Origin of the sequence: Flavobacterium panacis, assembly GCF_024649945.1 — a bacterium.
Lineage (GTDB): Bacteria > Bacteroidota > Bacteroidia > Flavobacteriales > Flavobacteriaceae > Flavobacterium > Flavobacterium panacis.
Map to the genome: position 1 here is coordinate 64,924 of NZ_JANKMS010000014.1, position 18,009 is coordinate 82,932.

Genomic DNA, 18,009 nt, shown 5'->3' on the forward strand with positions numbered 1-18,009 from the left:
CAATAACACCAGTACACATTAATATCAGTTTAAAAAACCTTTTAAGTAGTAAGTTGAAACTAACTTTAACTTTCTGATCAATGTTGTTTTCTCCATTTATAGAATGCTTCATTTAACTTCTAATTTTATTGAAGCAAATTAAAAAAAAAGTAACTAGTTTTTTGATTCTATAATTAAAATCTATTTCAAACAAGGCAATTGTAAAACATTAGCATTCAATGGTTGTTCTACTTTTCTTTCCAATTTTTCAGAATTCACTGTGATATAAATTTCCATAGAACCCGTTCCAACTTTTAATCCTAAAATATGACCGCCATAAGCATCAAATTTATTATCAGTTGCAACGCCATGCATGTGGATAGACGGTTTGTCGCCACTCCAAGCTATAGAACCAGTAATGCTTCCCATTTCCACTTTATTGAAGGTTTTGGGATGAAATTTCTTTTTGCCAAAATCATAAAAACCAAAAGTAGCATCTTGCGCAAAACCAATTCCAGTAAAGTTGGCTGATGGAATATTTTGTTCTTTCGCCAATTTTTCAATCAATTCTAAAACATTATCACCTTCGCGAAGCACCATCAAATAACCATAATTGGTTTTAGTATAACGACATTTCTCAGCATCATTTTTTTGCTGTGCCTGAGATAAATTGAAAGTCAGTAAAAACAAGAATGCAACAAATGTTTTATAGAATCGAGTATTCATAAGGATTTAATTAAAGTTGAATTTGAATTTGCCATTTACATTGAATTTAGGAGGCATTGATATTTGAAATTGTCATTGATATTGATATTGATATTGATATTGCCATTGAAATTGAAAAAGATCAAACCACAGAATTCGGCTGTAATTCATTGTTGTATTTTTCAGGATCTGAAGCGGCATATTCGTTTTCAGGTTCTGGAATAACATGAATTTTAGAATCGCTAATCGAAATAACGGCCGAACAAACATAAATTCCGACTTTTCCTTCGTTGTATTTAAAATCAAGTAAAGTGAGTTTTACGATTTCATTGATTGAAAGTTCATAATAATTTCCATAACGGATAATCTTGAAAGAAATTTGTTTTTCTTCACTAATTTCAAACTGATTGGTCTGAATATTTTCAAAGATAAAATTATTCTTGACATCCTTTTCATTAAAACCCCAAGCCCTGAACTGGACAAAACCATTCATAAAATCAATGGAAATGTAATAACCTGTTCCTTCTTTATCACATTCAATTACAAAACCCGTTTTTCCCATTCCTTCCACAGAAAAAGTTCCTTCCCAGACAAAATCACTTGAAGGTTTTTCGAAGCCGTAAATCTCATAACCGCTTCGGCATCCGAAACGCCATTTATTTTCATTTTCTAAAACAAATTCGGCTGTTGGATTTCCTAAAATCGGCATGGGTTGCGGTAAATCTTTTTGCAGAATTGTTTTCTGATACAATTTTTCCCAGTAATAATAAGTCTTCAAACGAAGTCGGCCGCTTTTATCGGTATCGAGTTCTTTTGGTGGTGGCATCACGCGATGTGTGTTGACATTTCCATCTGCAAAGTAGAAGTTGTACAATAAAAAATGTTTCCCGTCTTTTACCACTCTTGCTGCATAATTTCCTTGCGGTAACAAGACATTATTATGAAAAGCCGAATATTCACCTCTAAATTCAGATGAAGACCAATAACGGACTTTAATATCTTCCCGAATGGATCCCAATAAATAATGACTTCCTTTAATTTCAAAAACGCAAGGACATTCAACATCATCATACACGTACGGAATATGAAGTGGTTTTTGCAACACATAACCTTCTTTTTCTCTTTTGGCTACACCAATACAGCCTCTTCGATACGTTGGTCCCGAAGCGCTTCTAGCACAAATCAATAAATAATCTTCGTTTTTATATTGATATTTAAACGGATCTCGAAAACTAATCCATTCTCTGGGATTATTATTTTTTCCTTCGTAATGTGGTGCTTCACTTTTAAAAGGAAGTCCATATAAATTCTCTTTTTTCCAAGTAATTAAATCAGTCGAAACTGCTCGTCCCACTTTTTGCTCAATTCCTTTATCTTGACGTTTAAGTCCCGTGTAGTACATTTCATAGCCTTCGCCTTCCGATCTTTTGCTGACATGCATGGTCCATAACATATCGTCGTCCCATTCTCCTGGATCGCCGACAAATAAAGCATTTTTAACTCTTTTCCACGAAAGACCATCTTTTGATACTGCATGAGCAATATAATCGTGATTGGGAATAATTAAATGAAATAAATGATGAATTCCTTTTTCATCTATAAATACATCAACATCTCCAATTTCCCAATTACTAAATCCTGAACCTGAATACATTTTATTATTTATTTTAATGTGTTACTATTGTTTTTTTTTGCCACGAATTGCACGAATTTTCACGAATTTTTAATTTGTGGAACTTTGTCAAAGTTTAAAACTTTGACAAAGTTGTCTCAAAAGCATTTTCCAGTAATTTTAAATTCGTGGAAATTCGTGAAATTCGTGGCTATTAACATTATTTAATGATTTTATAGTGTTTTAAACCTTCTAAAATCCCTGCTGAAGCCGCTGTTTTGGCTACATAAATGCTTTTGGTTGTTTCATAAGCCAAAAGTTCGGAGCTTCTGTTTCCAACGATAATTCCTTTTACAGGACCTCTAAACATGTCGACATCATTTCCAGAATCTCCAGCTGCAATCACATTTGAAAGCGGTATAGACCATTTTCGGCATAAAAATTTGATAGCATTTCCTTTAGAAGCTCTTTTTGGAATAAAGTCTAAAAACTGTCCGTGACTTGGAATGATATTTACTTTATACCAGCTATTTCCTAAAACCCGAATTAATTCTTCGTGATCGTATTGTTCTTTTTCGTAGTAATAAGAGATTTTATAAGGATTCTGTGCTTCATCTTCCTGAAGTTTTATCCATTTTACTGCTTTTAAACGATTGACAATATCGTCTCTTTTCCATCTTCCAGACAAGAATTTTGCCCAGCCTTTGTCTAGAATGTAATCTTTTCCGTTGGTATAATAAATTTCTGTTCCAACAGAACAAATAATGAAATCGGGGAGAGGAAATTCTTCTTCTTCAATCACTTTTTTGACCAACTCTAAATTTCGGCCAGAAGCCAAAGCAAAAGCCATTTTATCGGTACGATTGATAAGATGTGTTTTTAATTCTTTTAAACCTGGATTGGATAATTTCGGTTCTATTAAAGTTCCGTCAATATCGGAAACCAATAAGTGATCGATATTTCTTTTTAATCTGCTAATATTGATATTAGGATAATGCTGTTTTTTGATTCCAGCACCAGAAGAAAGAGATAAATTTTCATTTACCAATTCTACATAGTGATTAACGTGACTTACCCAGCTGTAATATTTCTGAATATTAATGGCTCCATTATTAGAGTAATATTTCCATTGGTTTTCATCTGTCAAAATATTTCGAAGTGCTTTCTTAATTTGATTTTCCTGCTGAGGATCTACCAATTCTCCATTTTGGCAAACGGGAATAATTTCTGATGGTCCGCCATTTTTTGTCACCACAACCGGAAGTCCCGAACTAGCCGATTCGATCACGGTCAAGCCGAAGTTTTCGTGCAAAGCTAAATTCACAAAAACACCTCTTTTTTCGGCCGCATAACGGTAAATAATCGAAACTTCATTTTCAACATCATGCTTTTTCGGAAGTGCCATTTTGCCGTATAAATCGTATTTGTCCATTAGCAACAGCAAATCGGTCAGCACATTTTTTTCTGATTCGGGCATTTTTGCAATGTCTTTTCTGATTCCCGCAAAAATGACCAAATTAGCAATGCTTTGTAGTTCTTTGTCTTTTCCGTAAACTTCAATTAAAGTATTCAAGTTTTTATGACGATCAGGTCGCGAAAGGGCCAGAATAATAGGTTTATGCGGATTGGTAAGAAATTTCGAAATGGTTTCTGAAACCCAGTATTTTCGTTGTATTTCTTCCATATTTTTTTCAGAATCGGTTTCTTGAAAATAGTAAGGAACAAATTTTCTGGTATCAATTCCAGGAGAAATAGCGTGGTATTTTGCTAATTCAAAGTTTTTGTAAGCTTTGTAGGTTTCAATTTCTTGTTCGGTAGAAGTAACTATAAATTCTGCAAGTTCCAGTGTTTTTTCTTCGGCAGCAATTCTCGCTTTAAATTTGAACTTTTTTTCGAGTTCTTCTTCATTTTCACCACTTTCGATTAATTTCTTCTTTTTGTAGAAACCTAAAGAATGTCCCGTATGAGCAAAAGGTACATTTAAGATGGAAGACAATTCGGCGGCAGCGTAACCAGCATCTCCATAATGAGAGTGAATCCAATCGGGGAAAATATTATGTTGTTTGATATGTTGTACCACACCGTTTACAAAAGTATCCAAACCTTCCCAAAGTTGTTCTTTAGCTTTGTATTTTTTCCCTAGAAACGGAATACGCCTTATATCTAATTTATCATTTATGATCTCAACAGGAACGGAATATTCGGGGGAAAGCGAAGGATCATCAATTAATCTGGTAAAAAGATGAACGTGTTCGACATCTTCATGCTGTGATAAAAATTCGGCTAATTCGTAAATGTATTTGGTCTGGCCTCCGTTATCAGCATCTCGTCCAATTTCTAGACCAGAACCTTTTAAAAGTCCATGTATATTGATAAGTGAAATTCGTAATTTTTTCATCATTCTTCCTTATTTTATTTGGTTTTGCAATTTACAGCGCTCCTAGGGATTAGGAAGAAATAATTCCATTTTAAATTTACATATTTCCCATGTTTGCAGGAAAATCTTCATGTAATAACTATAAAAAAGCCCGATATTACGATATCGGGCTTTCTCTATAAATTTAATTTATGATTAGTTCTTATTTATAAGATCATTAATTCTAGACAAAAGAATTTCTGGATTTGCTCCAGATGAACCAGCAACCAAAGCGCCTGTTGCACACGCAAAATTTAAAGCTTGCTGTGGTTCTTTACCCGTTAAAAGTGAAGTAACCAACGCTCCTAAAAATGAATCTCCAGCACCAACAGTATCTGCTACTTTTACAACATAACCTGTGTTTTCATAAAGTTCATTATTCCAAAGTAGTAAAGCGCCATCTTTTCCTCTTGTAACGCAAATAGCTTCTGCATTTGTTAGTGAAGCAATAAAATGCATATTGTCTTCTAAAGTTTTATGAGGTGAATTTAAAGCTTGAGCAATTTCTAGTATTTCTTCATCATTAAACTTGATAAAATTGGCAGGTTGCATTAGCTGTTTTAGAATTTCATACGTATAATGAGGTTTTCGTAGATTAACATCAAAAACTTTGTAAGCCTTGGTATCAAGCAATTTTTCTAATGCTTTTCTAGAAACTTCATCACGACACACTAAACTTCCATAAATTAAAACATCAGCTTTTTCAACTGATTGTATAGCAGCTTCGTTTAAAATAATTTTATCCCAAGCAGAAGGATAGAGAATTTCATAAGTAGCCGATTTGCTTTCGTCTAAAGTCACATTTACTAATCCTGTAGGGTAATCATCCGATTTAAGGATGGTTTGTGTATCTAGACCTAATTTTTTTACTTCATTAATTATTGCTTCGCCATCTTGATCGTTACCCACACAGCTTATCATATTGACATCGGCTCCCAAAGCTTTCATGCGAAGTGCTACGTTTAAAGGTGCTCCACCAATTTTTTTTATATTACCAAAAATATCCCAAAGTACTTCTCCGAAAGCGACAGCTTTAAGTTTTTTGTCGTTGTTCATTCTAATTCTTTCTTTTATAAAACATTAAACAGTATGGCTCGAATACCACACGATTTTATAAAAATAGTAAAGATTGTCGGCATTCACAACGTATTTTAGTTCGAAATAACGATTAATTATTGCTATGCTTATGTTAAATTTGATTTTGAAAAAGAACTCATGAAATGACTTTAGTTTTTATTGAATAGATTTTAAGGATAAAATTTTAAAAGTAAGAAATGAAATTTTTAATGAAGTTACAAAACTAAAAAGCTTTATTCAGTCTGATAGGCAAAACATCAATGGTTTTGTAAAAAAGATTAAAACAGATTGTAATGGTAATATTATACTTTAAAGTAAGAAAGAAACTAGTTTATAAAAAATGAAAAACTTTGAATTATTTTGGAAAGAAATCCACATCGGGTCATTGGCTGAAACGAATTGGGATATGAGAAGTTCAGGTGATATTTTATTTAATGTTGATTTTTTAAACGGATCGTCAGAAGAGAATATTCATCTTGCTCGTTTTATTAAGCATTCCATTCGATATAGTATTTATTTAGAAAATGGCGAGACAGGTGATGATGAAGATGCAATACTTGAAGAAGCAAACCAATTTATAGATTTGATCGATAGTACTGATTGGTATTTACTAAATGAAAAAGAAGAAAAAGTAAAAATTCTTTGTCCGTTTTTCAATGAGGATGATGGAATAACTTGGCAGCTTGATATCAATTAAATCAAGCTTAAAAGTACGCTTTTTAATTTCACTACAAATTTACCTCCACTCATTACAAAATGTAAAATTTAAGCTTCATTTTATAAAAAGAATAAATTTTAGTATACTAAATTTGGTCATAATGCAAAAATTAACGACCATGGAAATCAATTTAATTTCAGATTCATTTTGGGGAAGTAAAAAGAAAACTTCCTTTTGGGAAAGATTATTTCGAAGAGAAAAACCAGTTAATAAAGCACTGACAACACCAGAAATGATTGGTAAAAATTGTCAAGGTTTGTTGTTGAAAAACGAAAATTTAAAATCATTTCTTTTTTCTACAGATATGGCACTTATAGAAAATAACGATGCCGACGCAATTTTAGCAGTTTATCCGTTTCCGCCATCGCCAAAAATTATCAAAACACTTATTGATTTTGCAGGAAAACCAATTGTATGCGGCGTTGGAGGCGGAACAACAAAAGGAAAAAAATCCCTAGAAATGGCGATTTATGCTGAGCAAATGGGCGCACATGGAATCATTGTAAATATTCCATTCGAAAATAAAGACGTCAAAAAAATTAGAGAAAAAGTCTCTATTCCAATTATCGCAACAGTAACCACTTCTGATTATAATTTCTTAAGAGGTAAAATAGATGCTGGTGTAAATGTTTTTCATGTCTCTGGAGGCGCTCATACTAATAAAATAGTAAAAGAAATTAAAGACAAATTCCCCGATTTCCCTATAATGGCGACTGGAGGTAAAAACTTAGAAAGCATTCAAGAATCTATTGATTCTGGTTCTAGAGCTATTGTGCTTTCACCGCCCTCTAATAAAGATTTATTTAAAACGGTAATGGAAAAATACAGAAAGACTTTTGGGGCTTTGTAAGGTTCTTTTGTAAGGCTCTGAGATGCTAAGATTCTAAGGTTCTAAGGTTAACTAAGCACCTTTATAAATCTTCTAAATAAAACATAGCCCAAGGTTTCAACCTTGGGTACGCAAAGGAAATCTTCTATTTGTGGAATCTCTTCTGTTTGAAATCTTGGGCTATGTCAATTTATTACCATAATTATTTTATACATTAAATTGCTCGATTTCTTTCCTCTTCATTTCCAAAATTTCGTTCTTTAGATTTCACATTCTGGTTTCCGAATTTGTAACTCAAGGCAACTCTAAAAGCTCTGGAATCATTGTAATTTTTCATCGTATTTTTAATTCCGTTTGAATAATAAGAAATTAAAGGCTTTTGTGCATTCAATAGATCTTCACCAGTTAAAGTAATCGAAAGATTCTTTTTTAAAGCTAGGAACTTCAATGAAACATCCAAAATATTCAAAGTCGAAATATTAAAAACCTGATAACGTCCTGGCAATTGTAAACCGTAATTTAAACCTAGAAAAATTGTTTTCGATTGATTTACAGTAAAATCGTTATTGCTATAAATATAACCATTGTAACCGTCTACAGAAGCAATTAGATTCGTTTTCGATTTTACGTTTTGATAGTTTAAATTGAATCCCATAAAGCTGTTCCACCAAGAATATTTGTTGAGATTGTAATAGGTTGAAAGTCCGATTTGATAGGTATCGGCATAATTAATTGGCGTGCTTTTCGTAATATTTGTCTCAGGATTTATAATGGCTAATTCTTGTCCGAAATCTGAAACTTGAGAGAAATAAAAGTTAGTTACCCATTTTTGATTTCTGATGTATGAAAATTGAAAATTGTCAATAATAGATGGTTTCAAAAACGGATTTCCTTCAGAATAATAAAAAGGACTTGTTCTAATCACAAACGGATTCAAATAATCAAAATCTGGACGACGGATTCTTCTGCTGTAATTTAACGAATACGAATTGTTTTCGTTTGCATTGTAAGTCACATAAGCAGTTGGAAATAATTTGATGTAATTGTTTTTATTGGTTTGACTCAAATTTTCAGAATAACCTTCTGTTTGCGTTGCTTCAGCTCTTAAACCCAATTGAGTCTCCCATTTTTCGTTTAGTTTTTTATTCACAGAAAAATATAAAGCTTCATTGTATTCTTTGTAAGTGAATATATTAGAGTAATTTGTATTTAGAGTTGGAGTTCCGGTTTCATTGTCAAAAACGGTTAAATTGTTTTTGGTATTCGTATAAAATCCTTTTCCACCAAAACTGATATTCGCCCACGAATAAGGAAGCGAAACATCCATTTTTGCCGAATAATTTGTTAATCTATTTAAGTTGGAATTGATTGCGGCAAAATAAGTTCCTGGAATGTTTTCTTTTTGATTGTCCATTTCATTGCCTGAAAAAGTTCGAGAATCGTCTTTTTGATAATTGAAATAATCTAAATCGATTGTTATATTTTGACCTTCTTTGTTCAATGCAAAAGAATTATTCCAGTTTAGAGAATTCATTTGAGGTTTATTCTGCGAATTAACATTAGACAAAACATAAGAATTGATTTCACCAGAAGTATTATAACGAGTCGTCAACGGATTATTTGTTGCATTTCTATCATTAAAACTTCCTAAATATTTTACTCCCGAAGTCCATTTTTCAGTCAGTTTATAATCGGCACCAAAACCAATGCTCAATAAATTGGTTTTTGATTTGTTAGTAATATTTTGTTTCCAAACTTCATTAGGATAGTAAATTCGGTTATCTGAAGTTGTGCGAAGTTGATCTGTTCCTTTATTAATAGAGGCCTGAAGTGACAATTTATTATAATTGTAAAGAAATAATCCGTTTATGTTTTCGCTGGCATAACTTCTTTGTACATAAGAAGCACCAAAATTCGCATTCCATGAATTGGTTTTGGCTGTTTTCAATTTAATGTTGATTAAACCGCTGTTTCCTTCTGCTTCGTATTTCGCTGGAGGCGTTGTAATTACTTCAATGCTTTTAATGTTATCTGCAGGAATCGATTTTAGGAACGCCGCCAAATCTTCCTGAGTCATTTTATTTAAGCGATCGTCAATCATGACCAAAACTTCTCCTTTTCCCACAATAGAAATCGTCTCGTTTTGCACTCTCACTGTTGGTGTAGATTTTAAAGCATCCAAAGCTGTTCCGCCAGTTGCGGTAACTGAATTTTCGACATTAAAAACCAAACGATCTACTTTTTGTTCTACGAGTTTTTTTCTCGATTTAACCGTAACGCCATCAAGCTCGATTTGTTCTTTTACTTCCAAATTTCCTAAATCAATATTTTGATCAATTAGAATTGATTTATTACTGAATTCAGTTCCAAATTGTTCTATTATTAGTTGATAGTTTCCTTTTTCGGCATTCAATATAAAATTTCCCAAACTGTCCGTAGAGGCTTGTTTGTATAAGGTTTTATCTGCTTTTAATAAAGTGGCAGTCGTAAATTCCAACGGTGTTTTATTCTGATTGATAATTTTTCCTTTTAGAGAAAATTGTTGGGCAAATACGTTAATTTGAAATAGAAATAAGATGGATACGAAAATGATTTTGTTCATGGTTTAAAAATTAATTACAGGACAAAACTGTTAGAATTAAAACCTAAAAACCACTTTTATCGACAAACCCCTTCGATTAATCTGCAAACCCGTTAAAATGCTTTTTCTTGAATGTATATCTTTGTTTTAAAATCAAACCGAATGTACAAAGGCACTATTACCAAAAAACTCGAAGTCGCAATTCATCTTATTTATTGGCTTTTAATTTCTTATTTCACTTTCGTGAAAAATCCGATAGGAGCAAAGTCTTTTTCTATTCCTGATTTATTCATTTGCACTTATTTTATTGTTTTTATACTCACTTTTTATTTTCATTATTTGATTGTAATGAAACAGGTTTTCAAATCCTTTAGTTGGAAAAAACTTTTGGCAGGAGCTTTTATTTCGTATTTGGTTTTTACTTTTTTGAGATGGATAATTGAGCAGGTTATTACCAAAATTTTATTTGAGCGCGTCAATTATACAACAACTGATTTTGCCAATTATATGCTCGATAATCTTCATTACAGCAGTATGAGTATTATCTTGAGTTCATTTCTTTGGTTTGTGATTTACTCTATTCGTCTTTTAGAATACAATAAGTTAATTCTGGAAGAAAATAAGAATACCGAAATCAAATTTTTGAAAGCACAGATTAATCCGCACTTTGTATTTAATACTTTAAATAACATTTACTCGATGGTTTATTTTCAATCAGATAAGTCATTGACGGCAATTGATAAACTAAGTAAGATTATGCGTTTTACAACTTACGAATCGCAGAAAGAAAAGATCAGATTAGTAGATGAAGTCGATTATATAAAAGCGTATATTGAACTCGAAGAATTAAGACATCAAGATAATTTTTCTGTTGATTTGAATGTCGAAATCAAAAATGAGTTTGAAGAAATTCCGCCTTACATTTTATCACCTTTGGTTGAAAATGCTTTAAAACATGGAGAAGTTTCGAATGCTGAACCGATAAATATCGAATTGAAAGTTTCTGAAAATCGGTTGAATTTTAAAGTGAAGAATAAAATCGGAACACAGAAAAAAGACAAATTGGGCGGCATCGGATTGGATAATTTACAGAAACGTCTTGAAATTCATTATCCTAAAAAGCATCAATTAAAAATCACAAACGACGAAAACCACTTTACAGCCGAACTTGAAATAGATTTAAAATGAATAAAAAAATAAATTGCATCATTCTAGACGACGAACCTTTTGCTGTAAAATTAATTGCCGATTATGCTTCTAAAGTTTCAAGATTGAATGTTTTATATGCTGATAGCGATGTTTTTAAAGCAATTGAAGTTTTAAATACAGAATCGGTTGATTTGATTTTTATTGATATTCAAATGCCACAATTAACAGGAATTGAATTGATGCAGATGTTCAATCAAAAATATAATTTTATAATTACCTCAGCTTATCCGCAATATGCTTTAGAAGCGTTTCAGTTTCATGTAATTGATTATTTATTGAAACCCATTACATTTAATCGATTTTATCAAAGTGTGGAGAAGTTTATTCGCTGGCAAGAAACTTTTCAAGTCACTGAAAAAGCGGGAAATGATTTTCTATTTGTAAAAGCAGATCGAAAACATTATAAAATTGCTTTAGACAACATTTTATATATTGAAGGTTTACGAGATTATATTCGTATCCATACCAATGAGGAGAAAATCATGGCTTTAGAAAACATGAAAGATATTTTAGAAAAATTGCCATCTAGCCAGTTTATTCGAATTCATCGTTCGTATATTATTCCAAAAAATAAAATTAAAGTTATTGATGGAAATCAGATTGTAATGACTAACGGAGTTGCTTTGCCAATTGGTGAGACGTATCGGAAATTGGTTAGTGAGTGGTTGATTTAATAAGTTTTTAAATTTGAATATATTGAAGTATGAAATGGACCATTATTATTTTTGCTTTAATGTTGTTTTCTTGTAATAAGAAAAACAACGATAAAATTGTTACTTCAGATGATAATTCAGCTAGTTATTTTCGAAGAAAACTCGAGAATAAAAAACTTATGGATAGTTTGAGCGATCTTGTTCTAAGTAAAGGTGATACTTTGGCTTACAATGAATTAAAAGGTATTCATTATATCGGAGAACAGAAATTTACTGGGCTTTTATACTACGCCTTAATAATGTCAAATAAGTATAATTACAAACGCGCTTCTTTTGATGTTTATGATATTCTAACAATTGATAAGAAGGTTTTAGACGAAAAGACAAAGAAGATGGCTGATGAATATTTGCAAAAAAGTAAGTGATGTGGTTTAATTTTAACAGCATATTTTAAATAAAAAACGCAATCCCAAAAACTTTCAGGATTGCGCTTAAAATCAAAAATTGGTTAGTTAAGTTAGTTTAAATTCCACCGTAACGAAGCGTTGATCCTAAAACCAACATAGCAACTCCAATTGAAGTAACAGTTAAAATAATTACGGCTATTTTTTTAATATTCTTTTCATTAAGATTAGGAATAACATAAAATTGAGCACAAACCGCACAGATAAAAGTGCAGAAAAGCAATATCAGTTTAATGGAAACTACTTTTTCAAATCCGCTTGAGAAATGAAACCAGGTTTCTATGGTAACGCCAAAATCATACGCCATCCAGATTCCTGTGATAATTAATAAAACAAGAGAAGACATTCCAAGTGTTTCGAATTTCTTTTCAAAGTTTAGAATAATCTGTGGATCTTTTTTCTTTAAAGCTGTCGGCAAATAACAAATTGCTAAAAGTAAATGACCGCCAACCCAGATTGTTGCTGCTAAAAGATGAATTATTAATACAAAATGATGTAAAGTCATAACACATTCATTTTAAGTTTATTATTCTCTAAAAATAACTTTTATTTTTGGAGTTGAGAAGTTTTTAAGACGTATTTCTTTGCTTGAATCGTCTAGTTTTGAAAGTGTTGGAACGTTATTCATAAAATGCTGTACATAATAATTTCCCTCAAAATTTTTATTCTCCAGATATTCGATCATCTTCACAAAATCATTTTCCGAAATTAACGAAGAATGAAAAGTCGTTCGGACTTCAAAAGGAAAATCTGACCGAATTAAAAGCGAAAGACTTTCTTCAAATTCTAAAAATAAGCCTGATTGCGTTAGGTGTTTAAAGGTATGAGGAAGACTTTTGAAATCTAACGCAACATAATCAATTAATTGATCATGAATCAGGCTGTTCAATATTTTTGGGTTGGAACCATTGGTATCAATTTTTACCGCAAATCCCATTGCTTTGATTTCTTTTATAAAATCAATTATATTTTTGTGTAAAGTACATTCACCACCGCTTAAAACTACTCCGTCTAATAATCCTTTTCTGGTTTTTAGAAAAGAGAGCACTTCTTTAAAATCAATCTTTCCTTTTCCTAAAACAATGTCTGGATTGTAGCAGTATAAACACCGCATGTTACAGCCCGCAAACCACACTATGCAGGCCGTTTTATGCGGATAATCTAATAAAGTAAAAGGCGTGAGGCTAAATATTCCTTTAATAGATGATGGTTTCTTCGAAATGTGTACGTTGCTGGTGTTCCCCTTTTTTTCCAATGTTAAAACTTTCTACAGGTCTGTGATAACCCATTACACGTGTGTAAACTAAACATTTACTTCTTTGTGCTTTATTCTCTGCTAGAATTTTATGCGTTTTTGTTTTCATAAGCCAAGTGTTTCTGATTGTTTTTATTGAGTAAAATTTCGTCGCATTTAGGGCAATATTCATGTTCTCCGTTGAGATAACCATGAATAGGGCAGATGCTGAAAATTGGTGTAACCGTTATGTAAGGCAGTTTAAAGTTGGTTAAAACTTTTTTGACAAAGTTTTTACAAGCTTCTGGACTGCTTATTTTTTCTCTCATGTAAAGATGCAAAACTGTACCACCGGTATATTTGCATTGTAGTTCATCCTGAAGCAATAAAGCTTCAAAAGGATCGTCGGTATGATCTACCGGAATTTGTGAACTATTGGTATAGTATATATTTTCATTATTACCAGCTTGTAAAATTTCTGGAAAACGCTTTTTGTCTTCTTTGGCAAATCGATACGTAGTTCCTTCTGCTGGAGTTGCTTCCAGATTATAAAGATTTCCCGTTTCTTCCTGAAACTCTTTCATTCGTAATCGAATGTAATCGAGAATTTCTGTTGCAAAATGAATTCCCGAATTACATGTAATATTCTGCTTTCCTTCAGTGAAATTAATCACCATTTCATTCATTCCGTTTACACCGATTGTAGAAAAGTGATTTCTAAAATGTTTCAAATAACGTTGCGTATAAGGATAAAGTCCGCGCTCGTACATTTGCTGAATAAAAACTCTTTTCTTCTCTAAAGTCGATTTTGCAATATTTAATAATTCATCTAAATGCGAAAACAAGTTTATAATATTTCCTCTATGCAAATAGCCCAAACGCGCCATATTAATCGTTACAACGCCGATACTTCCTGTCATTTCTGCACTTCCAAAAAGACCGTTTCCTCGTTTTAATAATTCTCTTAAATCGAGTTGTAATCTGCAGCACATGCTTCGAACAGCGTTGGGTTTGTATGCTTCTGGATTTTCAATTCGATTTCCTTCTTCATCCAAAATGTATTGACTTCCAATAAAATTCTGAAAATAAGAAGAACCTATTTTGGCTGTGTTTTCAAATAATAAATTGACGTTTTCGCCTTCCCAGTCAAAATCTTCCGTAATATTTACGGTCGGAATCGGAAAAGTAAACGGTTGTCCGTTGGCATCTCCTTCGGTCATAATGGTATAATACGCCTTATTGATCAGGTTCATTTCCTTTTGAAAATCAGCATATTTTAAATCTATTAATTTTTGAGCGCCTCTGTTTTGGGCTTCCTGAATCAGTTTTTCATCTGTAACATTCAGAAACAAATGCTGATCATTTTGAGTCGGAATTTGTTCTTTTAAATCTTCGGGAACATTCCAGTCCAAAGTAATATTGGTGAAAGGCGATTGTCCCCAGCGTGCAGGTACATTGAGATTGTAAACAAAACTTCTGATTCCTTTTAAAACTTCTTCATAAGAAAGCTGATCTTTAAAAACATAAGGCGCCAAATAAGTATCAAAAGAACTGAAAGCCTGAGCGCCCGCCCATTCGCTTTGCAAAATTCCTAGAAAATTAGCCATTTGACCTAATGCTTCTCTAAAATGAGAAGGAGGTCTGCTCTCGACACGGCCTCGCACGCCATTAAAACCTTCATTTAATAGCACACGAAGGCTCCAACCAGCGCAGTATCCGGTAAGACAATCCAAATCATGAATGTGTATGTCGCCATTCCTATGAGCAGAACCTTCTTCTTTATTGTATATTTTATCCAGCCAGTAATTGGCTATTACTTTTCCTGCGGTATTACTAACGAGTCCAGCGTTTGAATACGAAATATTTGCATTCGCATTAATTCGCCAGTCCGATTGGTTGATATATTCTTCAACCGTTTGTGTACTGTCTATGTAAGTAGTATCATCGTTTAAACCATTAATATGTTCTCGCTGTAATTTTCGAGTATGACGATAAATAATAAACGAACGCATGGTTTGGAAATAACCATTTTCAAAAAGCACTCTTTCAATCATATCCTGAATTTCTTCTACAGGCCAAGAATATTTAACTTCTAAACCAGAAAGTACAATTTTGAAGATCTTTTTATCTACATTTTTATTGACACTCTGAAAAGCTTTTTGAATGGCATCCTGAATTTTATAAGCCTCAAAAGGTTTATAATCTCCATTACGTTTGATCACATATTTCTCCATAGTTATTTTATTTACAGCACTTTTTCAAAAGTTTTTTCCAGTTCTATTGCTTTTGGGAATAAAATGTTATTCTCCATATGAATGTGTTTTTTTAAATCCTTGTCGAATTCTTCTAGCATTGCAAATGCCGCTTTATAAGTATTACAGGATTCGTTTGGTGGTGTGTAATTATTGGTTAAAGCAGCAATTCTCCTAAAACGTTCTCCCTCTGCAATATGATCTTCTTTTAATTTTGCAATCGGATTTTCAATACTAAAAAAAGAAGGTGTTTCAAGTGACGTCCCTTTGCTTTGTGCTATTTTCATTTTTTTAATGAAAGGAAAAAGTACCAGTTCTTCTCTTTTCATATGCGCTGTTAAATCTAAAACAGACTTCGTAAAAATCGTATGTATTTCGTGCAGCTCCGGATGTATAGGTCCATGAACACCACACAATTTTGTTAAGTACTGAATGATTATGGGCGCTTTTTCTTCTACATATTTATGATGTGTTTTGGTAATATAATCTGTAATCATATCTACCGTCCAGGTTTTATAATCAAAAGACTGGTTGGCCGAACTGTTTTTTGCTTTTTCAATATGCTCAATTAGAACATTTTCGTTTATATCTCTTTTTTTGCAGACTTCTTCAATAGTTCGATAACCTTTACAGCAAAAATCAATATGATATTTTGTGAAAATTGCCGCTGTTCTGAAATCATCTGCTACGATTTCACCAATTGTAGTTTTGTTTGTTAGTTTCATAGTGGGTAGGGGTATATCAATTAATTTATTGGTTTCAGCACATTTCTTTGTTTGTCGCTTTACATTGTTTGATAATGATTAAAGACACCGCAAGCATATTTGAAAATTCTATAAACGGAATGGTAATTTCATGAGTTTCTATAAGGGCGATTGCACTATTGTTAAGCATTTTTATTTTTTCGAAAGCCAAATCAGCATCTCGTTCTTCACTGGTATAAAACGCTGTTACCAGTTTTTGCAATTCTTTTTTTAGAATATCGAAAGCATAATAATCGTTGGCTTGTTCGGTTTTTGGAAACTTCGGAATCAAGATTCTATTCGAAAAAGTAAATCCAGCAATTGTTCGCTCCACATGTTCTGAAGCCTGATGTGCAAATACCAAAGCTTCTAAAAGAGAGTTAGATGCAAGACGGTTTTTTCCATGAAGTCCAGTTCGGGAACATTCGCCAATAGCATACAGATTCGGAATTGCTGTTGCACTGTTTTGGTCTACTTTAATTCCACCACATTGATAATGAGCAGCAGGAACAACTGGAATTAAGTCTTTTTCAGGTTGTATTCCTAAGTTATTGCAATGCGCTGCAATTATTGGAAAATTAGAATAAAAATCAGCTTTGTTTAAATGTCTGCAATCCAAGTAAACATGATCTTTTCCACTCAATTGCAGTTCTCTGCTGATAGCATCTGAAACCATATCTCGTGTAGCCAATTCACCTCTGATATCGTATTTAAACAAGAATCTTTTGCCTTCGTCGTTTACAATATGAGCACCAAAACCTCTTACTGCCTCAGAAATCAAAAACAACGGATTCTCTTTACCGCAAAACAAAGCAGTTGGGTGAAACTGTATATACTGCATGTCTACAATTTCTGCTCCTGCACGTGCTGCCATCGCTAGTCCGTCGCCTGTTGCAATTTTAGGATTGGTGGTGTTTTCAAAAAGTTGACCACATCCTCCAGTACTTAATACTGTGGCTCTAGTTCTGATGTATTTTATTTTGTTGTGTTTTTTTTCATAAAAGAAAGCTCCGGTACAAGTCGTTTTATTCTTCTTGGTTTCGGTGTTCAAGTCAATAACCATATGATTTTCCCAAAGTTCAATGTTTGGCATCTTCTTGATTATTTTAAGCAGTTTTCGCTCAATTTCCAATCCGGAGCTGTCTTTATGATGTAATATTCTGTGTTGTGAGTGCCCGCCTTCTAAACCTAAATTCCATTTTCCTTTTTCATCTTTGTCAAAAGAAGTTCCGATTTCAATTAATTCCTGAAGTCTGTCAGGAGCTTGTTTGATGACCATATTCACAATTTCTTTATCGCACAAACCACCTCCCGAACGAAGCGTATCGTGAATGTGTTTATTAAAACTGTCTTTTATTAGGTCGGTCACCACTGCAATTCCGCCTTGAGCTAGTTGCGTATTGGTGTTTTTGGCAGTTTCTTTAGTCATTATAACAATAGATAAATCAGGACGTTTTTGTGCCGTTTTCATAGCAAAAAATAAACCCGAAATACCAGAACCGATGATTAATATATCTGTTGTAAGCATGTTATTTTG

The 18,009-nt window shown here is 32.7% G+C and carries 16 protein-coding genes; 5 read left to right on the forward strand and 11 right to left on the reverse strand.

Annotated elements, in window-relative coordinates; genetic code table 11:
• Positions 1-180: 180 nt before the first annotated feature.
• The 4 genes from NQQ59_RS22875 to NQQ59_RS22890 all read right to left on the reverse strand — a co-directional run bounded on the left by NQQ59_RS22875 (position 181) and on the right by NQQ59_RS22890 (position 5,768).
• Positions 181-705, reverse strand: coding sequence for a PPC domain-containing DNA-binding protein (locus tag NQQ59_RS22875; protein WP_144212321.1), 525 nt, complete (start codon positions 703-705; stop codon positions 181-183).
• 121 nt (positions 706-826) lie between these two features.
• Positions 827-2,338 carry a glycoside hydrolase family protein gene (locus NQQ59_RS22880; protein ID WP_144212323.1) on the reverse strand — a complete coding sequence of 504 codons (1,512 nt, stop codon included), beginning with the start codon at positions 2,336-2,338 and terminating at the stop codon, positions 827-829.
• 178 nt (positions 2,339-2,516) lie between these two features.
• The gene (locus NQQ59_RS22885) at positions 2,517-4,697 is read right to left on the reverse strand and encodes an HAD-IIB family hydrolase (RefSeq protein WP_144212325.1); all 2,181 of its coding nucleotides are present in this window, start codon (positions 4,695-4,697) and stop codon (positions 2,517-2,519) included.
• A gap of 171 nt (positions 4,698-4,868) precedes the next feature.
• Positions 4,869-5,768 carry a carbohydrate kinase family protein gene (locus tag NQQ59_RS22890; protein WP_144212327.1) on the reverse strand — a complete coding sequence of 300 codons (900 nt, stop codon included), beginning with the start codon at positions 5,766-5,768 and terminating at the stop codon, positions 4,869-4,871.
• Between the two features lie 361 nt (positions 5,769-6,129).
• On the opposite strand from NQQ59_RS22890, the gene NQQ59_RS22895 reads away from it, so the two are divergent.
• The gene (locus tag NQQ59_RS22895; RefSeq protein WP_144212329.1) at positions 6,130-6,486 is read left to right on the forward strand and encodes a hypothetical protein; all 357 of its coding nucleotides are present in this window, start codon (positions 6,130-6,132) and stop codon (positions 6,484-6,486) included.
• Between the two features lie 139 nt (positions 6,487-6,625).
• Positions 6,626-7,357 (forward strand): beta/alpha barrel domain-containing protein, encoded by a 732-nt coding sequence (locus tag NQQ59_RS22900; RefSeq protein ID WP_144212331.1) that lies wholly within the window; start codon positions 6,626-6,628, stop codon positions 7,355-7,357.
• A 193-nt stretch (positions 7,358-7,550) separates the two neighbouring features.
• Here the strand turns inward: NQQ59_RS22900 and NQQ59_RS22905 are convergent, their stop codons facing one another.
• Complete coding sequence (locus NQQ59_RS22905) at positions 7,551-9,938, reverse strand: outer membrane beta-barrel family protein (protein WP_144212333.1); 2,388 nt, start codon at positions 9,936-9,938, stop codon at positions 7,551-7,553.
• A gap of 141 nt (positions 9,939-10,079) precedes the next feature.
• Between NQQ59_RS22905 and NQQ59_RS22910 the strand changes: the two genes are divergently transcribed.
• Genes NQQ59_RS22910 through NQQ59_RS22920 form a run of 3 tightly spaced genes read left to right on the forward strand, consistent with a single transcriptional unit; the run spans position 10,080 to position 12,204 of the window.
• Positions 10,080-11,105, forward strand: coding sequence for a sensor histidine kinase (locus NQQ59_RS22910; RefSeq protein ID WP_144212335.1), 1,026 nt, complete (start codon positions 10,080-10,082; stop codon positions 11,103-11,105).
• The gene (locus tag NQQ59_RS22915; RefSeq protein WP_144212337.1) at positions 11,102-11,800 is read left to right on the forward strand and encodes a LytR/AlgR family response regulator transcription factor; all 699 of its coding nucleotides are present in this window, start codon (positions 11,102-11,104) and stop codon (positions 11,798-11,800) included. The genes NQQ59_RS22910 and NQQ59_RS22915 overlap by 4 nt, the downstream gene beginning before the upstream one ends.
• Before the next feature lie 29 nt (positions 11,801-11,829).
• Positions 11,830-12,204 (forward strand): hypothetical protein, encoded by a 375-nt coding sequence (locus tag NQQ59_RS22920; RefSeq protein ID WP_144212338.1) that lies wholly within the window; start codon positions 11,830-11,832, stop codon positions 12,202-12,204.
• Between the two features lie 97 nt (positions 12,205-12,301).
• On the opposite strand, the gene NQQ59_RS22925 is transcribed toward NQQ59_RS22920, so the two are convergent.
• The 6 genes from NQQ59_RS22925 to nadB are packed head-to-tail and all read right to left on the reverse strand — an operon-like array spanning position 12,302 to position 18,000.
• On the reverse strand, positions 12,302-12,748 hold the full coding sequence (locus NQQ59_RS22925) for a CopD family protein (protein ID WP_144212340.1): 447 nt from the start codon (positions 12,746-12,748) through the stop codon (positions 12,302-12,304).
• 21 nt (positions 12,749-12,769) lie between these two features.
• Positions 12,770-13,465: an anaerobic ribonucleoside-triphosphate reductase activating protein gene (locus tag NQQ59_RS22930; protein ID WP_313903069.1), complete on the reverse strand. Its 696-nt coding sequence runs from the start codon at positions 13,463-13,465 to the stop codon at positions 12,770-12,772.
• Positions 13,440-13,607, reverse strand: a complete 168-nt coding sequence (gene nrdD, locus NQQ59_RS22935) for an anaerobic ribonucleoside-triphosphate reductase (protein ID WP_186296537.1) — start codon at positions 13,605-13,607, stop codon at positions 13,440-13,442. Before nrdD ends, NQQ59_RS22930 begins: the two co-directional genes overlap by 26 nt.
• Positions 13,588-15,711 (reverse strand): ribonucleoside triphosphate reductase, encoded by a 2,124-nt coding sequence (locus NQQ59_RS22940; RefSeq protein WP_144212342.1) that lies wholly within the window; start codon positions 15,709-15,711, stop codon positions 13,588-13,590. The genes nrdD and NQQ59_RS22940 overlap by 20 nt, the downstream gene beginning before the upstream one ends.
• 11 nt (positions 15,712-15,722) lie before the next feature.
• Positions 15,723-16,454, reverse strand: coding sequence for an iron-sulfur cluster repair di-iron protein (ric, locus tag NQQ59_RS22945; protein WP_144212344.1), 732 nt, complete (start codon positions 16,452-16,454; stop codon positions 15,723-15,725).
• Between the two features lie 34 nt (positions 16,455-16,488).
• Positions 16,489-18,000: an L-aspartate oxidase gene (nadB, locus tag NQQ59_RS22950; RefSeq protein ID WP_144212346.1), complete on the reverse strand. Its 1,512-nt coding sequence runs from the start codon at positions 17,998-18,000 to the stop codon at positions 16,489-16,491.
• Positions 18,001-18,009 lie beyond the last annotated feature (9 nt).